This window comes from Lutispora sp., from assembly GCF_041687175.1.
In the GTDB taxonomy this organism is placed as follows: Bacteria; Bacillota; Clostridia; order Lutisporales; family Lutisporaceae; genus Lutispora.
In genome coordinates, this window is record NZ_JAWLCK010000003.1 from 57078 (window position 1) to 74732 (window position 17655).

The window sequence follows — 17655 nt, forward strand, 5'->3', positions numbered from 1 at the left end:
AGCAGAGTTTGATAACTAGCATAAAATTAGGCAGGGATATTGAATGGATAATATAAATAAGGTTATAGGAGCACTAAAATCCAATAGATTTCATGTCTGGTTTGCCAATGATAAAGCGGAAGCAGAGAGAATCTTCTGGGAAGAAATATTCTATGTGGCAAATCCAAAGGTAGTCGCCTGGGGAGATTCCCTCACGCTCCATTTATTGAAAATTATACCCAGAATCAAAGAGATGGAGGATGTTGAGCTGATTGAAACCTTTGGCAAGGATTTGACTTGGAGAGAACAGATATATAATCGCAAGAAAGCATTATCCAGTGATATGTTTTTGACAGGAACCAATGCAGTTACTGTTAAGGGGCAGCTGGTGAATGTTGATATGATAGGCAACAGGGTTGCAGGAATTGCATTCGGTCCTAAAAATGTGGTTATATTTATTGGGGTCAACAAGATAGTAGCTAATCTTGATGAAGCAATGGATAGGATCAAATCCACCGCTGCGCCTATGAATGCAATTCGCCATACAGACCTGAAAACTCCCTGCCAGGTGACTGGAAAATGTATGGATTGCAGCAGTCCTCAGAGACTATGCAATACCTGGACCATAACCGAGAAATCCTATCCTGTAGGAAGAATAAAGATAATATTGATAAATGAAGCCCTTGGATACTAATATTATCTCTATGGCAACGTGTCAGAAAAATGATATAATATATCTGAAAAACTAATGGATTTATGGAGGATAATATGTTTTTCATAGGTATATTTGGAATACAGAACAAAGAAAAAGAAATAAAATATTTAAATAATATATCCTGTAACAGTTGCAATAGTGAATCAGGAGCAAAGCTTATAAAAAGCTACAATTTCTTTCACTTTTTCTTTATACCTCTATTCAAATGGAATGAGAAATATTATGTCATATGCAGCAACTGCAGTGGAATATTTGAAATACCACAGGAAAAAGGGAAGAGGATTGAAAATGGAGAAGATGTGGAGATAACATATTGGGATCTGAAGACTGTTGAAACCGGGCATTACAATTATGGCTATACAGCAGGCAGCAAATGTTCCCATTGTGGCAGAACAGTAGAACCTCACTTTGAATATTGTCCGTACTGTGGAGCAAGGCTTAGAAACTAATTAGGCAGGGGAATTTCCCCTGCCTATACTAATGTCTTATCATATATATTCTTTTTCTTATAGAGCACTACATTGAATAGGAATCTGAATACTAAATCTATGCACATTACTACCCATATACCTACTATAGGGAGCTTTAAAAGATAAACTACTACTAAGGTGAAAGGTACTCTGATACCCCAAAGTCCTGTACCGGCTACCAACATGGGGATGTTGGTGTAACCTGCACCCCTCATGGCTCCTACCAATACATGAGAAGCATTCTGTGGCATCTGGACCAAACCCATGAGAATGAGATATATGGCTCCTAAGCTTATTACTTCAGGGTTATCTGTAAGTAAAGCCATCATGGTTTTAGGGAAGAACACCAGTATTGTTACACTAATGGATGTTATGGCCATAGAACCTTTCATTATTTGCTTCAGGTATATTTTAGCAAGCTTTTTATCGCCAGCTCCTAATGCCTGTCCTATGAAGGCGGTTGCAGCTATTCCAAAGCCTACAGACGGCATATAGGATATGGATTCTGCCTGAAGTCCTAGCTGATGAGCTGCAAAAGCTGTTTCACCATAGGTAAGAATAGATCTGGTAAGTATTATTGCAGCCAATTGCCAGAACATGGACTCCATGGAAGTAGGAAGTCCCACTCTGTAGACAGACTTTATTTGTGCCAAATCAATGCGGAAGAAGTCCTTATTTAAATATGAATTTAGTATTCCATTCTTATTCAACAATACATACAAGCCAATCATACAAGCAGCAACCTGTGATAAGGCAGTTGCTATAGCTGCACCTTTGATACCCATAGGCTTAAAGCCTAAATTGCCGAATATCAATAGATAACCTAAGACTATATTTATTATATTCATGATCATGGTTATGATCATGGGTGTTTTTGCATTGCCCATACCCTGGAGCACGCCTCCGATTACCAGCATAACGGCAAGAAAGGGCAAACCAAAGGAAACAGTTCTAATATATGTATTTGCACTATCCAATAGTTCAGGGCTTGGATCAAATATGCGCAGCAAATCAGATGAAAAAACATATATTCCAGCTTGAAGCAACAGTACTAAAATCACTACTGATATTATGGTCTGCTGTATTACATGCTTCATCTTTTCTGGTTCTTTAGCACCATAGTATTGAGAAACAAACACTGATGCACCTGTTGTTATGCCTTTAAAAAGTGCCCAGACCATCTGTGTTATTCGTTGGCTTATACCTAGGGCACTTACGGCTATTACATCAATTCTGCCGATAAATCCCATCATAACCAAGCCTGCAGACATTTGAAGAACTCCTTCAAAGGCTACAGGCAGGATCATTGAAATAATTCTTTTATTTATAAGCTTTATATCATATTTTTCAGTCATTGTTCTGTCTCCCATAAATGCAATATTTCCATTTCATTATACCACCTGTTTTATAACATGTACAATGTATATGAAGTATTCAAAAATACTACAAGACCATAGACACAACAAGAGGAACCTATTATCACATATAGTCGAATATTGACTTATATCCTAAGTTTACATAGAATAGAGACAATAGGCATTATATAGCAAAACGGGGTAGTACATATTATGAAATACAAAGAAAAATGGAGGATAAGGATGAAGAAACTATATGCAATATTTTTAGCATTAATCATGGTAGTGACAATGAATGTATCTATAGCTTTTGCAGCATCATCGCCGATATTGACCATTTTGGAGGTTCTAAATGGGATGTTTTAAATGCAGTTACCAGGACAAATGATGGAGGCTATGTAGCAGTTGGCAATCCTCCTCTAGAAATGATGATATGGAAGGGATCAATAGAGGCCAAGCACAATATGTCGAATGTTATGGTGAATGGTGTGCCAATAAGTGTGAATGCCTATAGTATAAACGGAAACAATTATTTTAAGTTGAGAGATGTGGCTTCTGCTATGAACTTTGGTGTGGGCTGGGATGGCACAACTAATACAATAACCATTAATACCAACGTAGGATATACGAATTGAAGTATATTTAATTTAGCGAGGGATTCAAGCTCTACTGAATGTTAGAAGAGTCGGTGTTAACATACATCATTACAGATAAAAGGAGAAAAGATATGAGTTTTGTTGAAGCAATTTCCAGATTTATAGTTGGTGGAACCTTGGTTCTGATAGTTAGCTGGATGGGGAAGATGAAAAATCCTTATATTTCTGGTATGATAGTTTTATTTCCTGTAGTAACACTAGTAGGCTATTACTTTTTATCACTATCGATAGATGGACAGGCATTGCAGAAAGTTGTTCTCGTCAGCATGTTGGCCCTGCCTACAACCATAGCTTTCCTGGGAACTGTTTATTTTACCATTGCAAGGATGCCTGCAGTAAAATCTTTAGCTTTAGGTCTATTGGGTTGGCTGATTGCAGCAGCACTGATTATAGCATTGGACAAATGGTTTCTTCATATAATGTTTAAATAACATTTATATTTTACTATTCAAATGCACTCCGAATGTTAGAAAAACTCTAATATTCAGGGTGCATTTTTAGAAAACATACAATATGCAAAACTTATATAGTAAAATAAAACTAAGCTACCAAAAAGAGTTTTAAGGAGCATATTGAAAAGGCAAATCAGCGGGGAGATTTTACAAAAAGAATACTTTTGAAGGAAGTAATTGATGAATTGGAAGGAAGAAGTTATGAACTCTGAAGGAAGTAGAAAGGAAATTAAAATGTTTGAGATAAAGGGCAAATATAATAATGCAATTGTATATACTGTTAATCTGGAACCTGGAGCTGCTGAACAGATTAAGGCTCTATGCGATCAGGAATTTGTGAAGAACAGCAAAATCCGTATAATGCCTGATGTTCACAGCGGAATAGGTTGTACTATTGGGACTACCATGACCATTGAGGATAAAGTGGTTCCTAATCTTGTAGGTGTTGACATTGGTTGCGGCATGGAGGTCGTAAAGCTTGAAAATAGTCGTATTGAACTTCAGAAACTTGACAAGCTAATTTATAACAAAATACCATGTGGGTTTAGCATAAGAGATAAGGAGCACAGATTTAATGATGAAATAGACCTGAACCAGCTTAAGTGCAAGGATAAAGTCAATTTAAAAAGAGCAAGGCTCAGTATCGGTACACTAGGGGGAGGAAACCATTTTATAGAAGTAGATAAGGATAGTGAAGGCAGTCTATACTTGGTCATTCATTCCGGCAGCCGACATTTAGGTAAAGAGGTGGCAAGTCTTTACCAGGAAGAAGCCTATAAATCATTAAACAAGTACTCAAAATCAGATATACCTAAAGCTTTAGCCTATGTTGCAGGAGAGCTTTTTGATGATTATATCCATGATATGAAAATAGTTCAAAGGTTTGCTGACCTGAACCGAAAAGCCATGGCCCAGGAAATAATAAAAGGTATGAAGCTTAAGGTTGCATCAAGCTTTACAACTATTCACAACTATATAGATACAGAAAACATGATTTTGAGGAAAGGTGCCGTATCTGCACAAAGAGGCGAGATTCTATTGATACCAATAAATATGAGAGATGGAAGCTTAATTTGCATAGGTAAAGGAAATCCGGAATGGAATTTTTCAGCACCCCATGGAGCAGGTCGGATTATGAGCCGAAGACAAGCTAAGAGTTCTCTTACTCTGACTCAATTTAAAGAGACTATGAAAGACATATATACCACATCTGTAAACAAGGATACTCTGGACGAATGTCCTCTGGCCTATAAGCCTATGGAAGAGATAGTTGACAATATAGGCGATACGGTAGAAATTATAGATAATATAAAGCCTATATATAATTTTAAGGCAGCAGAATAAAGGGTTGTAATTAACATAATACTATGTTTTGCTATATAAAAATGAGAGAAACAAGGAGGAATATAAATGAATTTTGATGCATTGATAGACAGAAGAAATACTGATTGCATTAAATGGGATGGATTAAAAGAAGCTTATGGACGAGATGATATCTTACCTCTTTGGATTGCAGATATGGATTTCGTATCCAGCCCAAAGATAATAGAAGCAATGATAGGTAGAGCCAATCATGGAGTTTTTGGTTATCCTTTGGCTTCAGCCAAGATATTTGAACCCTTTATAGAATGGAATAAAAGGAGAAACAACCTGAACATAGACCAGGAATGGATACTTACCTGCCCTGGAGTTGTAACTGCATTTACCCTTGGTATACATGCCTATACAAAAGAGGGTGATAAGGTTATGATACAGACTCCAGTTTACCCTCCTTTTCACTCCAGTGTGAAAAATAACAACAGAATCATGATAGAAAATGAGCTAATCGAAAAAGAAGGTTATTACACCATAGATTTTGAAGACTTTGAAAAAAAGATAAGGGAAAACAATATAAAGCTGTTTATACTGTGCAATCCCCATAACCCGGTGGGAAGAGTCTGGAGAAAAGAAGAACTGGAGAAGATGGCGGAAATATGTCTCAAATATGATGTAAAAATATTTTCTGACGAGATACATTCTGATCTCATATTAAAAGGCTATAAGTTCAATTCTATTCTGTCCTTGGACGAAAAATACAAAAAGATTATAATCGCAGCCACAGCTCCTAGTAAAACCTTCAATATAGCAGGTCTTACTTCTTCCATGGTGCTGATACCTGATGAGGATATGAGGGAGGTATATAGTAAAGTCAGCCAAAGCTTGAGTATAGGATTGCTTAATATATTTGGACTTACGGCAATAGAAGCGGCATATAAGCATGGAGAAGAATGGCTGGAGGAAGTAATGAGTTATATAGAAGATAATTTTGATTACATGATAAGTTTCATAAAAGAAAACATGCCCAATGTTAAATGTAGGAAACCGGAGGCAACATACTTAGGATGGTTGGACTTCAGGAAAATATTTACAAAGCAGGATGAGCTGGATGATTTTTTAATAAATAGAGCTAAGGTGGCATTAAATAGTGGAATAACCTTTGGAAAGAAAGGAGAAGGGTTTGTAAGAATAAACCTGGGATGCCCAAGAACCATATTGGAGGAAGCCCTCAAAAGAATCAAAAATGCACTATAGGGTCCAATATATCTAGACTATCAGTGCTATAAAAAGATATAATTGATATGGCTAAATTTTTCGATGTAAATAAAGAGGAAGAGGGCGAGAAACTTCATGGGAACACATATTGGAGAAATAGCTGCTCTGCTTACAGCAATATGCTGGACGCTTAATGCAGTTGCCTTTGAGTCTGCAGGTAAAAAGGTAGGCTCCTTGTCGGTGAATTATATAAGATTATTTATAGCTTTCTTTTTACTAAGCATATGTTCCTTTGTTACAAGGGGGTTAGCTTTTCCCACTGACGCAACGGGGCATACCTGGTTTTGGCTTTTAATATCAGGTTTGATGGGTTTTGTTTTAGGAGATATGTTTCTTTTTCAAGCCTATGTGGAAATTGGTTCAAGGATATCCTTGCTTATTATGTCAGCAGCACCTCCAATAACTGCATTAGTGGGATTTTTAATTATGGGAGAAAGGATTTCACTTCTGGGCTTAGTTGGAATGTTTACCACCATGGTGGGTATATGCGTTGTAATATTAAGCAGGAATCCTGCAGAGAATAAAGTTCAGTTCAATCGTCCGGTAAGAGGACTTGTATATGCTTGCTTAGGAGCATTAGGACAAGCTTTTGGTCTTATACTCAGCAAACATGGTATGGGATCCTATCATCCCTTTGCAGCTACACAGATAAGGCTCATTGCTGCATTCATAGGATTTACGATTATTATAACAGTTAGACATAAATGGCCTGAAATAAGAGCTGCCTTTGATGACAGAAAAGCTATAGGTGAAATAGCAATAGGAGCCATATTCGGGCCTTTTATAGGAGTTACATTCTCTTTGCTGGCAGTTCAATATACTGCTACGGGAATCGTTTCGTCCATAAGTTCCATATCACCGGTGTTGATAATACCAGCTTCAATTACCATATTTAAAGAAAAAGTTCTGCCTAAGGAAATACTGGGGGCTGTTATTTCTATAGTAGGAGTAATTTTACTTTTCCTATAATAGGAAATGGTATAATAAGCTCTATATATGACATCATGATGTAAAATAATATATAGATAGAAATACAAGGGGGTAAATGCTATGGATTATATGATGAGAGCCGAGGATGGCTTGAATATATATGTACGCTGCTGGGATCAGGTGGAAAAGCCAAATGGTGTGGTTCTCATATTCCACGGCATGGCAGAACACGGTGGCAGATATGAGGATTTTGCAAGGTATCTCAATTATAATGGCTATATTGTATATGCCAATGATCTCAGAGGCCATGGCAAAACTGCCAATAGCATTGAAGAACTTGGATATATAGGAGAGGACGGATTCAACAGAATAATTGAGGATGAACATGATTTGCTTGATGACATAAAGAAAAAACATCCTGATTTGCCTGTTGTAGTTTTAGGACACAGCTTCGGCTCCCTTTTAGCCCAGGATTTCATAACCAGGTACGGTAATGACATTTTCGGTGTCATATTATCCGGTTCTACGAAAAAAGAGGGTATGTTGATATCTGTTGGTATAGTGATCACAAGTTTATTCAGCAAACTATTCGGAAATAGAAGAAAGGTTAAGCTATTGGATTCCATAACCTTTTTCAATTATAACAAGGGTATAAAGAACCCAAAAAGTAAATTTGCATGGCTTAGTCGTGATGAAAGGATAGTAAAAGAATATGATGAAGATCCTTACTGTGGAACATTATTCCCTGTAGGGTTTTTCTACTGCTTATCAAGGGCGTTAAGGTCATTATATGATGATAATAAGTTAGCAGCAATTCCCAAGGATTTGCCTATATTTATTATCTCAGGAAGCCAGGATCCCTTTGGAGAATATGAGAAAGGAACTATAAAGCTTTATGAAATGTATAAAGCCTTGAACATAAAAGATGTAAAGCTAAAACTCTACGAAGGAGGCCGCCATGAGATAATAAATGAAGTCAATAGACAACAAGTATATGAAGACATAACTGATTGGCTAATTGGCATTAGAAAAAATTAGGTGAGATTTATTGGTTGATCTCACCTAATGCAGCTGCTCTTATCCAGCCTATCTGATAATCAACATCATCGGATTCATACACGATTAGCACCCAATCCTGGGTTTCAAAAGGCAGAGTTCAGCAAGGGTCATAGGTGGTTACTTCGCCTACAGCTAATGCCTCAACTACAGTACCAGCCTGCAAAGTGGCAAGTATTTCTGAATTTCCTGTAGGCATGAGTTTGAAAGTGGTATCCTCCATTATTTTAACTTTGCCTTGATACCCTTTCAGATATTTAATCTTATCAGGCACGCCTATCAAATACAATTCAAGCATTAGATTAGATTTTTGTTCTGTAAGAATGTCTATTTCAGATTCCAATGCTTTTATTTTCTTTTCTGATTCAGTCATCCCTCTGTTTAATTCTTCAACCTGAATCTTTGGCTGAGAACAGCCAGTAGCAGTTAAAACTGTTAATAAAGCAATGAGTATAACCAGCAGTATATATTTATGTTTTATTATCCTTGTCATATTTTAACCCCCTGAAAATAGTTTCAATACAAAATACTATGATGCTATTTTAGCATATTATTCCGTTTTTGTATGCTTTATTAAAATAAAAGTACGAGGTATTTTGTATAATACCTCGTACTTTTTTCCCTATAGCTTATGAACTATTGTACTTTGTACATACCTTTGCTTTCCATGTATTTAAAGATAGCTTCACCATGTTTTTGTTCTTCTTTTTGTATATGGTTCAATACATCACGAACTTGTGGATTCTTGAATTCGAATATGGCAGTATCGTAAGCTCCAGAAACATATTTTTCTGTCATTAGCATATCTGTGCACATATCTGAATCCTTGTTGGTTGCACTAATCTGCTGAGCATTACTCATATTGCTCATATTACCCATGTTACTCATACTACCCATGGTACTCATATTGCTGGTTAAGCCTTGATTACCCATAGCCTGACCTGAGCTCTGGTTCTGTTGCTGATTCATCTGAGGAACTTTGCCGCTGAGCAATTGATTGATGCTATCAAGATGGTTTCTTTCTGCCTGGGCATTATTATTGAATATTTGTTTTAGTTGAGGACACTGAGTTTGATTAGCATAATTGGTATACTTTTGTATGCATATTTGCTCATGATTCTTCTGGTCTTCCAGTAACATTCTTTCTTTTTGTGATAACTGTATTTGCATATATTACACCTCCAGTACTATTTTGTATAAATTTCACTTTTTTATACAAAAAAGGAGGATTTATATTGCTGTATCCACTGCTTTTTTCACGGCACTTTCCACGCTTTTTAAGAAGCCCTTGCTGGTTTTTGTGGCTCCGCTTATTACATCAACTTCAATTCTCTGTTTTCGCATAATTTCTTTTGGGAGCACCATAAAGACTTCTTCGTACCAGCCTTTGCTCTCATGATGGTCTATAACTTTTATACCTGTAATTCTGCCATCTTCTATACTAACCTCTGTAATGATTCTTGCTGCAAAGCCCTTGGCTTCACCCTGATATACTCCATCCTTCAGGTTATTAAGAGCAATACCGCTGACCATGGAGCTGCCACCCCACAGCTTAGGTATACCGAGCCAAACCACAAAGAATAGGAGGAGGACTGCAGATACATAGTATTTGGAAGAAAAGTTCCTTTGACCCAGTTTCAAAGCAATACTTATATCAGTTGTAATTTTGCAATTATCTACACAGTCCATGCATCTTATGCATTCCGGCGATATATTATCATCATTTGGTGAAAGCTTTATGCCTATAGGGCAATTTTCCAGACATTTATTGCAGCGGCTGCAGCCTTTGCTATGCTTCAGGGTCAATAGGCTTAATGAACTGAATAGGGTCTGGGCTGCACCCAACGGGCATAAATATCTGCAGAAAAATCTTGGTATAACAGATGCAGATATGAATACAGTCACCATTACTAAAAAACCGATCCACATTTCTTTCCATGCAGAAACCAGTTTCGGAAGGTTCAACAGGGCTCTCCAGGGAGAAAACTCCGCTATAATTGCGCCATATCCAAATATGGATAGCAGTAAAATGGCGAGTAATATGGGATATTTAATGAATAGAGGATTGGAGTTTCTTTTGCCTAGGGCTTGATATCTTTTTACTCCTATTTTACTGCCAATCCATGTACCAAAATCCTGTATTGCTCCAATGGGGCAGATCCATCCACAGAAGAACCTGCCTCCAACCATAGCCATAACCAATAGGGCTATGGTCAGCGCCATGCTCTTACTTAAACCCTCGAATTCATAGCTGCTGTCAGTTAAGTAGTCCTTTAATGCATTCCAGCCGCCATAAGGATTCAGATCTCCTATGCTTAAAATCCTGAAGTCCAGGAATTCACTTATATAAAGATTGTAGAGGATGAGGATTAGAAGCAATAGCACTAATAGGCCAGCTTGTATGACTCTCCTCATGGATTTTGCTTTATTCTTATTCATGGCTCATTACTTCCTAATCTTTTATCTTACTTATCTGCATAACATCTTTTACAACAATCTCTCCAATTACTGCATCGGCTCCGTTATCAGCAGGTATAAGGTAGGAGGCTTCCAGTTGATTTTGACTTAGGGGATACTTGTTGCCACTGGTATCCAATAGTATGAAAGCATCATCGCTCTCTATAATCATGCCTGCTTCTTCCAGCACATCCTTAAGCCTCATGCCTTTACCCTGGGGGATACTTTCTTCGTCTATTACCTTCATTATCATCTCAGGGAATATTACTGCATCAATTGTAGTAGAGAAATGAGTCATTTCCTTCACATTCATACCCAACTTGAAGGCAGGGCCTATGTTCATTGGAGCATTGTCTCCTCCGGTTTTGATGTAGTATCTGTCTCTAACCATGCTGATGGTTTCATTTTTAACCAGTCCATCCGAACCTACCATGGTGAAGAAACCATTTTCATCTACATGCCCAAATTTGGATAATATTCTGCCTACCAGGTAGGATTCATCCTTGCTGCCGTAATATTCATAATAGTAAGGTTGTATATCACGGGTCAAGGCTTGGAATATATGAACATTTTGTATATCCTTTGGTGAAATGTGAGTATAGAGATCAATCCTATTGACCATCTTTACCCAATATACCCCCATCTCATCAGGAATGACTACTCTTACAGGTTTTTCTTCTCTGATTATTTCTTCATCGTTAAACCTGATTCCAAGTATTATATCTCTATTTTGAATAATATCCTTGCTGACCATGGTATAATAGTTGTCTCTGCCTGTGATGCCAATAGCTTCATAGGCATTGATGTCTATACCGTTCTTTTCCAATATATCCTTAAGAAGAGGGCCTTCAGCTTTAATGGGTATCTTAACTCCTGTGGTTCTTTGAAGTATAGTCTCAGTTGTAACTTGGGGATAAGTCTTCAGATCTTCGATGTTGACCCTTATGGAATTGTTCTCTGGCCAGGATATCATGAAGCTGTTTTCGTCCTTCTGCCACATTTCCTGGGATATAAAGTTATCCACCGGGTCCAAAGTTTTATTGTTCACCAAGTAATTCCAGGCTCCTATAGCCGAGTTAACATTATTAATAACTGCCTGGCTGGATACGCTGGCTCCTGTTACCTGGACTATATCTGTAGGTTTTTCAGGATCCAATACTACACGATTGAGGTATTCAAACAGGCCTAGGTTTTTGAACCTGTCTGTAAACCAGTTTTCCATGATGGGATCAGCATAATCTGGTGTGTCACCCTGCTCAAGTATGTGTATTCCTGCAATTTGTTTTTTATCATTATCCATAACCACCAGAGTTTTTATGACTCCCTCATAACCAGTTCCAGAAGCAATAAAGGCAGCAGGAGTGTCATCGATGCTGTAAACCTTTTCAATGGCAGGAAAGTTGTCCTGAATAACAGGGTTACCTAAGGCTCCGTCTATAAGTTTTATACTTCCTGCCTGTGGAAGTATTTCTTTTATCAGTGCTTTTTCTATACGAGTGTCATTATTAATCCATAAGGCTGCTGATACTGCAAAAATAAGCACAAGAAGCATAAGAATGTAGATTTTATTCTTTTTCATAGCAAACTCCTTATTCTATGATTATCCTGGCGATATTTTGCACCCATTGCGGTTTGTTTACATCACCAGGTTCTTTCTGGCCTATTACCAAACGGAAAGGGGCACCTTTGTTAGCATCATAATCATTGCCGTTTTCATGCCAGGCAATGATTACAGGATACATTTTGCTGGGATCCTGTTCGTCTATATAGTCTTCTTTCAATGCCTGTTCTAGAGTCATCTCATGCTTGTATCCGTCAGAAGCTACAAAAGAGATATTAGTTGCACTATCCTTGAGGACTGCTTTATCCAAAATAGCTTTCATTTTTACACCTTTGAAATGGAAATATTCCTTTGTGCCGTAGCTGTTAAGGGAGAAATAGTCATCTTCATAATAAGCATCTTTCATGGCTTTTAGTTCATCAAGAGAAAGTGTTAATGGGTTTTCTATACCAGCACCTTCTATATGTAATGATGTTTTATCATCGGATTTTGCTTGTGATGATTCTTCAGAAGATTTCTGAGTCTCCTGTGAACTTTTTTCAGTATCTGCAGGTTTTTGCTCTGCAGGAGCAGATGCTTGAGCATCAGGTGAAGTTTCTGTTTGTGTTTCAGCAGATAGTTCCTCATCAGACTGCTCCTGCTGTGTAGTTCCTTCAGAGGTTTTTTCTATTTCTTGGGGTTGTTCTTCGGCTTTTTCTGTTTGCGTTGTTCCTGCATGTGTTCCAGCAGCAGGAGTGGAGGGAGTTTCTGGTTGACATGCTGTTAATAGGCTTAAGGATAATACCATTACTAGTATTATCAATGAGAGTTTATTTCTGGTCTTCATAATCCACCTCCATTGTAAAGATTGGAGCAAGCAGATATACTGCCTGCTCCATATTTTTGCATCTCTACATTTTATCCATGAACATTCTTATTATTTTTGCAGCCTCAGCTCTTGTAACCTGACCTTGTGCATCGAAGCTTCCATCAGGCTTGCCGTTTATTATGCCTGACTGTTGGACTGCCTTTACCGCATCTTTTGCCCAGGCACTTATCTTTGAAGCATCTGTGAATTCTTTATATTCAACTTCTGCACCTAATTCTATTTTCATAATATTGGCAGCATTATATATCATAACAGCCATTTCTTCTCTTGTTACAACATCATCAGGGCGGAAATTATCATTTTTAACACCTGCGGCTATGCCCTTTACTCCTGCCCAGTTTGCATAATCAGTATACCATTGTCCATTCGCCACATCTTTGAATATTCCTTCTTTGGCTTCTTTCAAATCGATGCCTTTTAGAGTGCTAACAAGGAATTTTACAAATTCGGCTCTTGTAAGTGTTTTGTCTGGGCTATAGTTGCTGTTTCCAGTACCGCTTGTCGCTCCTTTTGAGTACAAGTATTCTATATGGCTTTCTGCCCAGTGACCCTTTATATCTGCAAAAGGAGTTGTTGAAGAAGCTCCTGTTGTATTGCCATCTACAATAATCTTCACTACATTTTTCAGGCAAGCCCCCTGATTCAAATGGGTTATCATTCTGATGGGGCCTCCTTCATTGCCGCTGGTATAGCCATCGCTGCTGGTGTCAGTTACCAGAGGATTTCCATCTCCTGCATAGGCTAGCATGATTATCTTTCTATCTAAGCCATCAGCTATACCTTTTTCAAGGGCTTCCTTACCGAATACAGAGAGCACATCCCTTGAGAAGCCGTCGGAAGCTACAACCTTTACGGAAGTAAGTTCTGTTCCGGGTTTCAATCCTGCCTTCTGAGAGATAAGCTTCCATAGGTCTAGACCTTCATGTTGATGCTCACCTATATAGGTGTAGGAGTCTCTAAGTATTATATCATCCATGGCTTCAAGCTCACGGAGAGTGAATTTTATTGGTTTTTCCAGTGCAGTTCCTTCTAATTCCAGGGTGTAGGTATCTAAGTACTGGCTATATGTTGGGCTCATGTCATGCTTCCAACTGGTGGTGGCGGAAGCATTTACGGTTATCTTAGCAACGTTTTTCAATGTGCTTTGAGAGTTTATATCTTCTGGAGATTTTTGTCCAACCACCAGATATAAAGGACCGCCTGAGTTGTTATATAAAGGATCATAACCTGTAGAATCCTTGTCTACTACCAAAGGTTTACCATCATCTATATTGCTATTGTCTACACTGCTGGAACCATAGGCCAATATCATCTTTAGATCGGCAGTATTGGTTGCATTATTTATATAATCCGCTTTCATCACATCTGACAACGAGAAGGTCAAGGTTTTACCATCTGCTGCTGTAAATATGACTTCGCTGGCATTGGATTGGAGACCCACATCTTCTGATCTCAAGAAGCTGTAGAGATCTATTCCTCTGTAGCGAACCTGCTGCTCTGAGGCAGTTTTCTTTATGTTATAGTCACCAGTGACCACTATATTTTGCTTTCCTTCTATGTCGGAAACCTTAAAAGTCTTAGGTGTGGATAATTTGGTTCCGGGCCCTTCAACTACCAAAGTACTATCAGCCAGGTCTTTGTAAGGAGTTTCTATGTGTGCATATTTATCAGGCTGTAGGTTTATGGTGATGGAATCAACATTGCTCAATGTTTTTCCAAAAGGCATTACTATCATCAAGGGCCCGCCGTCATTCTTAACATTAACTTTTTCACTGGTTCCGTCAGTATAGGAGCTTACATAGCCTTCAGCATTTTTATCTGCTACCATAGGAGCTCCATTTTTAGCAAATGCAAGGGCAGATTTATTGTCAACCGCAAATACTTCATCCAGGGTAACTGTCAATTTGGAATCATCTCCGGTGAAAGTTACCGTTCCTTTGTTTCCGGGTATTTCTACCTTTTCCTTAAGGAAGTAGGCTAAATCTACACCTTCATAGAGATCGCTGTATGTGTTGTCGCCTTTTTTTACATCAAAGAATTTCTTTACTTTGGCTTTTACTTTTTCAGTATTTTTAACATCAGCACCATATATCATGTTTTCTATATCTGCAACAGTGAAGGTTTCATTTTTAAGGGTGCTTCCATCCATACCTATAACTGTAACATTCAACTTCTCTGAAGCCAATGCCTTATATATATCATCAGGATTTCCACTGTGAGTACTGTAGTTTACATCTTTACCTACTATTATTTTATCTAGAAGCTTTGCCTGCCTTGAACCATTGGCATGGTGATATTCAATCTTTCCAGAGATTATCCTGAGAGGACCACCATCATTACCAAGTCCGCTTTTGTAACCCTCAAGGGTATTCTTTATTACATAGGGATATCCGTTTACACCATAGGCTACCAATACAGGATAACCTGTGGATCTTAGATCCTCTGATCGTTTTGAGATATATTTACCGTCGTTGAGGTCGGCGGCATTTTTCTCATAGTAGCCGAATAGTTCAGGATTTGATATCTGAGCCAATGTGAACTTGTCAAAATCCTTATATCCGTCTGTTGCAGAGAATTCAACGATTGCTTCTGAGTCTATACCTACTGCCATATCTGCTGGTATGCCGGCTTTCTTCAGCAGATCCCAGAGCTTTACGCCTTCATATTCATTTACATACCAATATGTTGAATTGGATAGGCTGTATTCAGCTCTGTGACCCATGCCGTCAGCAGCAGGTTTGCCATTTTCATATTTAACCATATCCTCAAGCTGTTTAACTGTATAGTTTATTTCTCTACCCAGCTTATCTCCAGTGATGGTTATAATGTATTCAGAGTTTTCTGGAGTGTTGTATGGTGCTTTGTCATGCTTGTAGCCGGGAGTTTCTTTTTCAGCAACATAGATATATGCCATATTGCCGAACTTTGTATAGTCGGGATTAGGATCCTGATTAAATGCTGATTTATCATAAACAAGCTTTATGCAGCCATCTTCATTGCCTAAAGAAGCATCTCCTCCAGCTTCTCCATCATAGACGAAGGGTCTTGCATTGGAGCCGTCCTGATTGGAGGTGCCGTAAGCTACTATGATGGGTTTACCGGAAGCCTCAGCTTGTTCAATTTGTTCCAGAGTAAATTCTGCTATAGTTTGCCTTACTCTGTTCTTTATAAGAACCTTATAAGCAGAATCAGTAAGCTTAATGCCTGTCTCACCAGAAGTCATATTGCGAAGGAGATAATCCAGTCTGATTCCTTCATATTTTAATGTAGTCTCTTTTCCATCCCTTATATCTGTATAATCTCCCCGGAATATACCTGCATCCTGGTTTTCCATTTCTCTGATGGAAAGAGGTATGCTGGCTTCAAGCCCAGGGCCTTCAAAGGTCAAAGTGGCTCCGGTTATGGCGTCTACATTATAGGGGGTATCCCCTGATAAGCCACCGTTGGTGATGTGCTTATAGGGACTCTTTGAGTAGTCTATACCTCCTGCAGCAGGAGTTATCCTTATCTCATTTACCAGCTTTATAAGGGAACCATTCTGGCTGTAAACTCTGAAGTAGCCCTCTATGGTTGGATCATCTTTAGCAGTATCAATAACTCCTTGCACATCATTGGAATTTGTACCTGTTTCATAGGCAAGTATGTATTGCTTTGAAGCATCTTTGATATCGGCGATTGTTACAGGCTCATTTTTGTAACCGTCTGCAGATATGAATTCTACTTTGTCATTATCTCCATAGCCTGAAAGGAGATCCTTTAAAGGTACTCCAACACAGTAATCAGCTACAGGACCAGTTTTCTTCATATAGGTCCAGCTGCCTTTTACTCTGGGCAAGAGCAGCACTTCTGCTCTTGTGTAGCTCTTACTGCCTATCTTTAATACTGGAGCAAGTTCTTCTCCTACAACTATTTTCTGTATAGTTTTATTGAAGAGCGGATTGTTTTGCTCATCTACATGCTGCTGTCCTACCATCAATAGGGGGTAATCCTTGTTTGATAATGGTTCCAGTGAAGATTCCTGAGGAATCACATCCGGATTTCCCCTATCTCCGGCTCTATCAAATGCAATTATAGTGTCTACAGGTACTTTGCCTGATGAATCACCGCTGCTTAATTTAGGGAAATAGTATCTTTCAGTGCCGAAAGATGGAGTTATAAGTTTCTTGGATGTGGTAGAGTCACCTTTGTGAGCGGGATCGAAGGTGACTGTATAGCCATCTGAAGCTACAAAACCAATCTTGTAAGAATCATATTTGTCCTGCTCAAAACCGGATTTGCCAAGTAAATCTTTAGCCTTAACACCCTTACCCAGATATATGCTCTTGGTGGGAGTGGTGTTTATTGCAGAGTAAAGAGCTGTAGTCTGGGTCATGGCTTTCAGCTCTTCTAACGTATAGGATTTTTCATTGGCTAATCCAATGCCCTGGCCTGTGACTACCAATATGGGCTGCTCTGTATTCGGCTGCCAGGCTTCTCCAAATGCAATGGTTCCTAATGAAGAAAATATAAGTGCTAGAATTACTGCAAAGGATAAGCCTTTTTTGAAGAGAAACTTAATGTGCTT

Annotated in this window: 15 protein-coding genes; 8 read left to right on the plus strand and 7 right to left on the minus strand. The window is 38.4% G+C overall.

The window, feature by feature from the left end:
• The first annotated feature begins 43 nt into the window (after positions 1-43).
• Both ACESM9_RS01265 and ACESM9_RS01270 read left to right on the plus strand, forming a co-directional pair.
• A complete protein-coding gene (locus ACESM9_RS01265; RefSeq protein ID WP_372994481.1) occupies positions 44-673 on the plus strand; it encodes a lactate utilization protein in 630 nt (209 codons plus the stop codon).
• 74 nt (positions 674-747) lie between these two features.
• Positions 748-1143, plus strand: a complete 396-nt coding sequence (locus ACESM9_RS01270) for a zinc ribbon domain-containing protein (protein WP_372994483.1) — start codon at positions 748-750, stop codon at positions 1141-1143.
• Positions 1144-1166: 23 nt separating this feature from the next.
• Here the strand turns inward: ACESM9_RS01270 and ACESM9_RS01275 are convergent, their stop codons facing one another.
• A complete protein-coding gene (locus tag ACESM9_RS01275; protein WP_372994485.1) occupies positions 1167-2519 on the minus strand; it encodes an MATE family efflux transporter in 1353 nt (450 codons plus the stop codon).
• A gap of 230 nt (positions 2520-2749) precedes the next feature.
• Between ACESM9_RS01275 and ACESM9_RS01280 the strand changes: the two genes are divergently transcribed.
• The 6 genes from ACESM9_RS01280 (at position 2750) to ACESM9_RS01305 (ending at position 8187) form a co-directional block, all read left to right on the plus strand.
• Complete coding sequence (locus ACESM9_RS01280) at positions 2750-3154, plus strand: stalk domain-containing protein (RefSeq protein WP_372994487.1); 405 nt, start codon at positions 2750-2752, stop codon at positions 3152-3154.
• Between the two features lie 92 nt (positions 3155-3246).
• Positions 3247-3606 (plus strand): GlpM family protein, encoded by a 360-nt coding sequence (locus ACESM9_RS01285; RefSeq protein ID WP_372994489.1) that lies wholly within the window; start codon positions 3247-3249, stop codon positions 3604-3606.
• 255 nt (positions 3607-3861) lie between these two features.
• Positions 3862-4971: an RtcB family protein gene (locus ACESM9_RS01290; protein ID WP_372994513.1), complete on the plus strand. Its 1110-nt coding sequence runs from the start codon at positions 3862-3864 to the stop codon at positions 4969-4971.
• Between the two features lie 66 nt (positions 4972-5037).
• Positions 5038-6198: a MalY/PatB family protein gene (locus ACESM9_RS01295; RefSeq protein WP_372994491.1), complete on the plus strand. Its 1161-nt coding sequence runs from the start codon at positions 5038-5040 to the stop codon at positions 6196-6198.
• Between the two features lie 96 nt (positions 6199-6294).
• Complete coding sequence (locus ACESM9_RS01300; protein WP_372994493.1) at positions 6295-7188, plus strand: DMT family transporter; 894 nt, start codon at positions 6295-6297, stop codon at positions 7186-7188.
• Positions 7189-7269: 81 nt separating this feature from the next.
• Positions 7270-8187 (plus strand): alpha/beta hydrolase, encoded by a 918-nt coding sequence (locus ACESM9_RS01305; protein ID WP_372994495.1) that lies wholly within the window; start codon positions 7270-7272, stop codon positions 8185-8187.
• Between the two features lie 118 nt (positions 8188-8305).
• Here ACESM9_RS01305 and ACESM9_RS01310 read toward each other — a convergent pair whose 3' ends face one another.
• From ACESM9_RS01310 to ACESM9_RS01335, 6 genes are all read right to left on the minus strand, one after another.
• A complete protein-coding gene (locus tag ACESM9_RS01310) occupies positions 8306-8698 on the minus strand; it encodes a hypothetical protein (RefSeq protein ID WP_372994497.1) in 393 nt (130 codons plus the stop codon).
• A gap of 143 nt (positions 8699-8841) precedes the next feature.
• Complete coding sequence (locus tag ACESM9_RS01315; protein WP_372994499.1) at positions 8842-9375, minus strand: spore coat protein; 534 nt, start codon at positions 9373-9375, stop codon at positions 8842-8844.
• A 60-nt stretch (positions 9376-9435) separates the two neighbouring features.
• Positions 9436-10644 carry a 4Fe-4S binding protein gene (locus ACESM9_RS01320; protein WP_372994501.1) on the minus strand — a complete coding sequence of 403 codons (1209 nt, stop codon included), beginning with the start codon at positions 10642-10644 and terminating at the stop codon, positions 9436-9438.
• Between the two features lie 13 nt (positions 10645-10657).
• Positions 10658-12241: an FMN-binding protein gene (locus tag ACESM9_RS01325; RefSeq protein ID WP_372994503.1), complete on the minus strand. Its 1584-nt coding sequence runs from the start codon at positions 12239-12241 to the stop codon at positions 10658-10660.
• Between the two features lie 10 nt (positions 12242-12251).
• Positions 12252-13049 carry a molybdopterin-dependent oxidoreductase gene (locus ACESM9_RS01330; protein ID WP_372994505.1) on the minus strand — a complete coding sequence of 266 codons (798 nt, stop codon included), beginning with the start codon at positions 13047-13049 and terminating at the stop codon, positions 12252-12254.
• 64 nt (positions 13050-13113) lie between these two features.
• On the minus strand, positions 13114-17532 hold the full coding sequence (locus ACESM9_RS01335) for an S-layer homology domain-containing protein (protein WP_372994507.1): 4419 nt from the start codon (positions 17530-17532) through the stop codon (positions 13114-13116).
• Positions 17533-17655: the final 123 nt, after the last annotated feature.